Genomic DNA, 8,025 nt, shown 5'->3' on the forward strand with positions numbered 1-8,025 from the left:
AAATTGTGAGTCTTCACCTATTGGCCTTACATAATCTGCCTGGATCAAATATTCATTCTGTTTCTCTGTGGTGTTTGTTTGCTCGCGTGGAATAAAAATGTTACCAAAATCGGTATTATTATAAACTACCGGTTCGCGAATAAAGGAAGCCTCGGTTTCTTTATCATTTTCATATTGAAGATCTGCAGTAAGTTCGTGACCTTCGTTATCGAATTTATTAATGTAATTTAAAGAAAACTGGTAACTTTCATCGTCTTCAGCCTCTCGTTCATATCTCTTTGTACCAATCTGCGGTTCATTATTGATGTAATAGTCGCTTAAATTGGTGGTAAGATCATCATCATTTCCATTCCTGTAGAAGATAGCACCCGTTATGGAAGACATATCATTGATATAGTATTCCATTCCGAAGTTAGTGTTAAAACCGCGATTAATCCTGTCCATATCACGATCTTCGATGTTTCTGTTGTACGGAATGCTGTCCAAAAATGCGTCCTGCTGATTTTCAAAATATCGTGTGTCAAAAAATGCAGTCCCCGGTGATTCTGAGTACCGGTAACCGGTGGTAGTAAATAAGTTATAATTATCTGTTCTGTAATTTAGGTTTGCAGAAACTCCCGCATTTTCAGGATACCCGGTATTAAGGGTAAGGGAACCATTAAAACCCAGGGTTTCTTTTTTCCGAAGAATAATATTAATAATTCCTGCCGTTCCTTCGGCATCATAGCGGGCAGAGGGAGAAGTGATCACTTCCACACGCTCAATAGCTTCGGCAGGTAATTGCCCAAGAACGTCGGTTCCTCCAAATCCTGCCATAGCAGAAGGTTTTCCGTTTATTAAAATCCTTACGTTTTCATTACCTCTAAGACTGATGCCTCCTTCTATATCCACAGAAATAGAGGGGACATTATTAAGTGCATCACTTACTGTTCCTCCGACTGTAGTAAGGTCCTTACCAATATTATAGATTTTTTTGTCTAGCCTTACATCAACCTGCGTGGTTTCTGCCCTTACCACAACTTCATCTAAACTGGCAGAACTTACGCCCAATGGAATAGTTCCCAGATCTAAGTCTGAATTTACAGTGCGGTTATTGAATCTTTTGGACTCGTAAGAAATAAATTCAACAAGTACATTGTATGTGCCGGCAGGAACATCTATAGAGAAATTACCTTCCAAATCTGTAATACCTCCCGTAAGATCTTGTGGATCGTTGGCATTAATAACAGAAATTGTGGCATACTCCAGAGGAACCTCCAGCTCATCATCGATAACTTTACCCGAGATGGTGTATTCTTCTTCCTGGGAATAAACCTGTAAATGTATTGTAAAAAGAAAGATCAGCAGTATGCTGAATGGAGATAAAATTTTGGTGGTCATTAGATAAATTTTATCCTTTGACCACTCAGGTTTAAAATGGTTTAATCTACAAGGGTTAAGATTCCGTTAAAGCAGCGAAATGATATGTTAAAAGCCTCTGTTTAAGATAATAAGCAATTAAGATTTTTGGGCTAATTTCCTGCTTACTGTTAAATAGTTCCCGAATTGCTCTTCGGTTAACAGTTTTTGCAGTTTTAAATGTTCCTCTCTTTGTATGGACTTCAGTTTTCGTATTTGCTTGTCGTGGTTAAGCGACGAATTGAGAACTTCATTCTTCTTGATAGTATATTCTATAATAAGATTTTCAAACCCGTGGACCTGATCTAATGTTAGGTTAAGCTTGGGTCTCCAGGCATAAGCCAGTTCTTCTGCAACGTCTTTTATTTCCTGGCGCCGTTGCTTTTGAATGTGTATTTTGGAATAGGCGTAGCCTGCCACAAGTAGACCTGCCAAACTTATAAGTCCTATTTTTTGCTGCAATTTCATAGTTTGTTTTTTTTATTTATTCCGGCTGCATTTTACAACACCTCATCAATATCAGATGCTGGTCGTCCAATAACAGCTTTTCGGTCATTTTCCACAATTGGACGCTCAATAAGTCGGGGATTTTTTACCATTACAGAAATAAGCTCTCTGTCACTAAGGTCTTTTTCTTTATAGCTGTCCTTCCATACTTTTTCGTTCTTTCTCACAAGCTGGATAGGTGATATATTCATCTTGTCAATAAGTGCTGAAAGTTCCTCTTCTGTCAATGGTACCTTAAGATATTCTCTAACTCTATAATCTTTACCAGATTCTTTTACAATTTCTAAACCCTCCCTGGATTTTTTACATCTTGTATTGTGGTAAATCGTAATCATTCTAATTCTTAATTTTCACTGTTTAAAATAAACAATTAAATTTAATATCAAAAGAGCTTTTAAGTTAATATCAATGATCATTCCTTTGTCCGGTCATCATTAAAAACGCCTTTAAGAAATTATCAATTCCGCCGTCCATCACATCGTCTACATTGCCTGTTTCTTCTGCAGTCCTTACGTCTTTAACCAGTTTGTAAGGATGCATAACATAATTCCTTATTTGCGAACCCCATTCGATCTTCATTTTAGAATCTTCAATCTCTCTTCGCTGGGCCTGCTGTTTTTGAAGTTCAATTTCGTATAACTGACTCTTTAACAGCTGCATGGCCTTGTTCTTATTTTCTAGCTGGGATCGTGTTTCTGAGTTTTCCACCACAATTCCTGTGGGTGCGTGCCTAAGGCGTACTGCTGTTTCCACTTTGTTTACGTTCTGCCCGCCTGCGCCAGAGGATCTCATGGTTTCCCATGAAATTTCCGAAGGGTTTATTTCAATTTCTATACTTTCATCGGCCAACGGATAAACATATACTGAAGCGAAGGAAGTGTGACGTTTCGCATTACTGTCAAATGGGGAAATTCTCACCAACCTGTGGACGCCGTTTTCTCCTTTTAGCCATCCAAAGGCATATTCTCCTTCAATTTCTAACGTAACAGTTTTGATCCCGGCGACGTCTCCTTCCTGGTAATTGAGTTCTTTAATCTTATAGCCTTGCTTTTCTGCCCACATCATGTACATTCGCATAAGCATTTGAGCCCAGTCGCAACTTTCTGTACCACCAGCACCGGCAGTTATTTGCAGTACAGCACTTAGATCATCTCCTTCTTCAGAAAGCATATTTCTAAATTCCACCCCTTCAATAAGGTGCAGGATTTTGTCATATTGTTTCTGTACATCGTCATCTGAGGCTTCACCTTCTTCATGAAATTCGAGCAAGACCTGTAATTCTTCCAGCCAGTTTTTTGCTAAAGAATAATCTTCGACCCACTTTTTCTTCCCCCGTAAAGTGCGCATAAAAGTTTCTGCTTCTTTGGGATCATTCCAGAAATCAGGATCAAAGGTTTTTTCTTCTTCGTTCTGAATTTCGATTTGTTTCTGCTCAATATCCAAATGGGTATGTAAAGCAGACAGTCGTTCTTTAATATTCTTTACCTGATCGGTAGTAACCATAAATCCAAATTTATTACCCGAAAGTATAACTCTTTTTTATTAAAATTATAGCCGAATCAGAAAAATTATTGTTGTTGTTGTTGCTGCTGTTGTGAAGATACTTCTACAGTATAAGTGGTTTCATTGGCTCCGGTAGTATATATAATACCTTTAATAGGAGGACAGTCTGAATAATCCTTACCATGGGCAACTTTTATATGATTTTCTACCGCTATGAGGTTGTTGGTTGGATCAAACCCCACCCAGCCGGTGCCGGGAATAAAGCTTTCTGCCCACGCATGCATTTGGGAATCCCCCTGGTACCCATAGCCCTGGTGCAGATATCCGGAAACATAGCGCGTGGGAATTTTATTTTCTCTTGCCAGGGCACAAAAAAGATGGGTAAAATCCTGGCATACTCCTTTCCTGTTCTGGAGTACCGCAGTAAGATCTGAATTTACATCTGTAACGTCTGCCTTAAATTTAAAGTTCTCGTATATCCAGGCATTCAACTTCTGGAGGTTTTCAAATATGCTAAGGGACAAATCGAAACTAAAATTATTTTTAAGTTCTGTAGGAATGGAAGTAAGAGGAGTTTTTCTTAAAAACTGTTCGTGTTCTACTTTAAATTCAAGATGATCCAAAAGCTGGTATGCTTCATCATTATCTGTAGAAGGAATAGTTTCAAAAGGATTTACGACTTCCTTAGAAAGTTTAAATTCTGCCTCAAATTGTATTTCTTGAAATCTCTGTTTTGGCTGTATCCTATATGTTTTGAAACCAAAAGCATTAATAGAATTTTCGACAATCACCTGCAGGGAATTTTTAAAATCCGCATATTCCAACGTTTGATTATCATTGTCTTCGGGAGTAATAAGAAACTGCCACAAAGCGCCATTAGCAGAGGCTTCGTAGGTGTTTTGCGCTTTGTATTTTATAGTGTATTCCAAGGTGTAATATTAAGGTCTGCAAATTTAGCCATCTTCTGTAGAATTAATAGTTAAAATATTCCTTTTCCATTTTTTGACCTATAAGCACGAGGTAGTTTAATATTTTCTCTATAAAAGTTTGAAAATCTTCCTCAATTTCTTCTATTATTTTATACTCATATTCTGCTTTCACTTTCCCCACAAGAAAAGCAACAGAATCTTTGGAAGGGTTTTTCTCCTGCGTAAGGACCAGGATATGCCGGCTCAATTCATTAAGACTGTTCATGATTGAACGGGGACAATCGGGATTTAGAATAAGAAATTCTAAGGTAGTAAAGCTGGTTGGTGTTTTTCTATAGAAGCGCCTGTTCATATCATAAGATTCGATACATTTTAAAAGCGTTGTCCATTCATAACTATTTTTAATATCGTCACCATAATTTCCTTTTGCTAATACCGCATCATGATATTTTGCATTTATAATCCTGGTAACCTGAGTGGCTCTTTCGATGTTAATCCCTAACATAATAATGGCATAAACTTCATCATGTAAAATGGTTCCCCTTATTTTTCCGCGTAAAACAGAAGTAGATTCTGATACGCTGATGGTAAAATCATACAAGCCACTTTGGGTAAATTTCTCCCGCGGATAATTTAAAACGTAGTGATAGAACCTGTTGAGTGCTTCGTAAAGTTCTGTCGAAATAAGATCACGGGCACTATTCGCATTTTCACGTGCGTACTGCACATAATTTATAATGGAATAATTCTTGTCAGGATTTAATCCGATATTGTAAAGAACATCCTTTTCATTTAAAGTTTTTTCCGGGTCAGCTACTTCGTCATCAGCCATAAATAACATGGACTTTAAGACAAATTGCCGGGATTGTGAAAGTTCATTGGGTGCATCCAGTGAAGAAAAATAATTTACATTTAAATATCTTGCTATGTGTTCGGTTCGCTCTATATAACGTCCCATCCAAAACAGGTTATTGGCTACTCTTGCTAACATATATTTTTTTTATTTTTTTAGAACCCAGGTGTCTTTTGATCCGCCTCCCTGAGAAGAATTAACTACTAAATTTCCTTTTTGAAGCGCTACACGTGTAAGTCCGCCTTTAAGCACAAAAGACTTATCCTGACCCAGGAGTGTAAAGGTTCTGAGATCCACATGCCGGGGCTCAAAAGATTCCTCATCTTCTATGTATGTGGCATGGGTAGACAAAGACATAATGGGTTGTGCTATATATTTACGCGGATTTGCCTGAATGGTTTTCTTTACTTCTTCAATTTCTTCTTTGGTAAGTTTGTTTCCGATAGCAATTCCATAACCACCGGACTCATCTACAGGTTTTACAACCAGTTTATCAATATTCTCCAGCACATATTTTAACTCATCTGGCCGGCTGCAATGATAAGTGTGCACATTTTTCAAGATGGGCTCTTCATCCAGGTAGTATTTAATGATTTGCGGCATATAAGTATAAACAGCTTTATCGTCAGCAACTCCTGTGCCGGGTGCGTTAACCAGGGTCACATTTCCCCTGCGGTAAGCAGCAAGTAGGCCGGGTACACCAAGAGCAGAATCAGGTTTAAATTCCAGAGGATCTATAAACTGGTCATCAATTCTCCTATATATAACGACCACTTTTTGAGGTCCGTTAATTGTTTTCATATACACAAAATCATTTTCCACAAAAAGGTCCCGGCCTTCTACCAATTCTACGCCCATGGCCTTGGCGAGATAGGAATGTTCGTAATATGCCGAATTGTAAACCCCGGGAGTTATAACCACACAATTTGGGCTATCTACACCTTGTGGTTTAACGGTTTCCATTATTTCCAGCAGGTTTTCGGCGTAATTGGTGACGGTATGCGTCTGATAATGGTTAAAAACCCCAAAAAGCGCACGTTTTAGTGCAGTACGGTTACATATTACATAACTCACGCCCGATGGACAGCGAATATTATCCTCCAGTACGTAATATTCTCCGTCGGAATGCTTTATAAGGTCTGTTCCTGAAATATGATTGTAAATTCCACCGGGTGGGTCCAAATCAATCATCTGATCCAGAAAATTTTCTGAAGAGTTTATAAGGTCAAGAGGAACAATCCCGTCTTTTATTATCTTCTTATCGTGGTAAATGTCCCAAAGAAATTCATTCAGAGCTTTACTCCGCTGAAGAACACCTTTTTCTATATGTTCCCATTCCTGAGAATCTATAATCCTGGGAAATAGGTCAAAAGGAAAAATTTTCTCTTTGGTCTCATGTTCGCCATAGACCTGAAATGTTATTCCCTGGTTAAAAAAAGAAGCTTTTGCTTTATTGTTTAACAGTGCAAAATCCTGTGGGGAATGTTCGCTGTAGAGATTTAATAGCGTTTTGTAAACATCCTTTACTTTGTTGTCCTCATCAAAAATTTCATCATAAAATTTTGGATCATTCTTATAAGAGGAGAAGGTGGGTTCTTTATGCTCTGCTTTCATATTTTTTCTTTTCCATAATTTACAAAATTTCAGCCTTTTAGTAGCTGCTATTGTGATAATATTTGCAGTAATTACAAGTAATACTTCAATGTAGACGCGGCTTTATTACAATTTTTATAATCTGTATTATAGAATAGGAACCTCTGCGGGAAAACATTTTTCTCTAACTTTGACGTAACATTTTTGGAGTAAGAGAATAATTTTTTAAAAATTCAGCATTAAATATTTCTACGGAAAAAGAAAAAATTACAAATGAAAGAGCAAGAAATAGACCTAAGAAGTGATACCGTTACCCGTCCAACAGCGGAAATGTTACAGGCAATAATGGCTGCAGAAGTTGGTGATGACGTGTATAAAGAGGATCCTACAGTGAACAAACTGGAGCAAAAATTGGCAGAAATGTTTGGGAAGGACGAAGCTTTATTTTTTCCAACCGGGAGTATGGCCAACCAGGCAGCTATAAAATTGCATACCCAACCTGCAGATCAATTAATCTGCGATAAATGGGCGCATGTTTTTAATTATGAAGGTGGAGGTGCTTCTTTTAATAGTGGTGTTTCCTGTAAACTTGTAGATGGTCACCGCGGAATGATCACGGCAGCACAGGTTAAAGAAAATATCAATCCGCCGGACTTTTATCATAGCCCGCTTACTACGCTTGTGTGCCTGGAAAATACCACGAATAAGGGCGGGGGAGCCTGTTATGATTTTGAAGAATTTAAAAAGATCAGGAAAGTCTGTGACGATCACGATCTTGGGCTTCATTTGGATGGGGCGCGACTTTTTAATGCCCTGGTTGCCAAAAATGAAGATTCTAAAGACTACGGAAAAATTTTCGATACTATTTCGGTTTGTCTTTCCAAAGGCCTGGGAACACCGGTGGGCACGGTTTTGATTGGCAACCATGATATTATGAAAAATGCCATTAGAGTGCGCAAAGTTCTTGGTGGCGGCATGCGGCAAATTGGATTTATGGCGGCAGCAGGCATCTATGCATTGGACAATCATGTAGAGCGCCTGGCAGAAGACCATAACAGAGCTTCGGAAATTGGAGAAGTACTGAAAAATGAGGGTTATATTGGCGAAGTAGAACCGGTAGAGACCAATATTGTGATTTTTTACCTTAAAAACCCTTCAGATGAAGCGAAATTTATGGAAAATCTTCAGAAAGAAAACATAAGGATTAGTAATATGGGACAGGGTAAGCTCAGGATTGTGACA

The 8,025-nt window shown here is 38.2% G+C and carries 8 protein-coding genes; 1 reads left to right on the plus strand and 7 read right to left on the minus strand.

Annotated features, from left to right (window positions below; all coding sequences use genetic code 11):
• The 7 genes from RM529_RS15105 to RM529_RS15135 all read right to left on the minus strand — a co-directional run.
• Positions 1-1,380, minus strand: a 1,380-nt coding sequence (locus RM529_RS15105; protein WP_311485585.1) for a TonB-dependent receptor, incomplete at its 3' end; no start/stop codon positions are given.
• Positions 1,381-1,497: 117 nt separating this feature from the next.
• Positions 1,498-1,866, minus strand: a complete 369-nt coding sequence (locus tag RM529_RS15110; RefSeq protein ID WP_311485586.1) for a hypothetical protein — start codon at positions 1,864-1,866, stop codon at positions 1,498-1,500.
• 32 nt (positions 1,867-1,898) lie between these two features.
• The gene (arsC, locus tag RM529_RS15115) at positions 1,899-2,240 is read right to left on the minus strand and encodes an arsenate reductase (glutaredoxin) (protein ID WP_311485587.1); all 342 of its coding nucleotides are present in this window, start codon (positions 2,238-2,240) and stop codon (positions 1,899-1,901) included.
• Between the two features lie 70 nt (positions 2,241-2,310).
• Positions 2,311-3,408 carry a peptide chain release factor 2 gene (gene prfB / locus RM529_RS15120; protein WP_311485588.1) on the minus strand — a complete coding sequence of 366 codons (1,098 nt, stop codon included), beginning with the start codon at positions 3,406-3,408 and terminating at the stop codon, positions 2,311-2,313.
• 65 nt (positions 3,409-3,473) lie between these two features.
• Positions 3,474-4,337, minus strand: coding sequence for a transglutaminase-like domain-containing protein (locus RM529_RS15125; RefSeq protein WP_311485589.1), 864 nt, complete (start codon positions 4,335-4,337; stop codon positions 3,474-3,476).
• A 43-nt stretch (positions 4,338-4,380) separates the two neighbouring features.
• The gene (locus RM529_RS15130; protein WP_311485590.1) at positions 4,381-5,328 is read right to left on the minus strand and encodes an alpha-E domain-containing protein; all 948 of its coding nucleotides are present in this window, start codon (positions 5,326-5,328) and stop codon (positions 4,381-4,383) included.
• Between the two features lie 9 nt (positions 5,329-5,337).
• Entirely contained in the window at positions 5,338-6,804 is a 1,467-nt protein-coding gene (locus tag RM529_RS15135; protein ID WP_311485591.1) for a circularly permuted type 2 ATP-grasp protein, read from the minus strand.
• A gap of 252 nt (positions 6,805-7,056) precedes the next feature.
• Between RM529_RS15135 and RM529_RS15140 the strand changes: the two genes are divergently transcribed.
• Positions 7,057-8,025 (plus strand): threonine aldolase family protein (locus RM529_RS15140; RefSeq protein WP_311485592.1); only part of this gene is annotated, 969 nt, incomplete at its 3' end.

The organism is Autumnicola edwardsiae, from assembly GCF_031846505.1.
Taxonomy (GTDB): Bacteria; Bacteroidota; Bacteroidia; order Flavobacteriales; family Flavobacteriaceae; genus Autumnicola; species Autumnicola edwardsiae.

Coding starts and splice junctions, on each gene's coding strand:
- RM529_RS15110 (WP_311485586.1), bottom strand. CDS start 1,866: ATGAAATTGCAGCAAAAAATAGGACTTATAAGTTTGGCAGGTCTACTT.
- arsC (WP_311485587.1), bottom strand. CDS start 2,240: ATGATTACGATTTACCACAATACAAGATGTAAAAAATCCAGGGAGGGT.
- prfB (WP_311485588.1), bottom strand. CDS start 3,408: ATGGTTACTACCGATCAGGTAAAGAATATTAAAGAACGACTGTCTGCT.
- RM529_RS15130 (WP_311485590.1), bottom strand. CDS start 5,328: ATGTTAGCAAGAGTAGCCAATAACCTGTTTTGGATGGGACGTTATATA.
- RM529_RS15135 (WP_311485591.1), bottom strand. CDS start 6,804: ATGAAAGCAGAGCATAAAGAACCCACCTTCTCCTCTTATAAGAATGAT.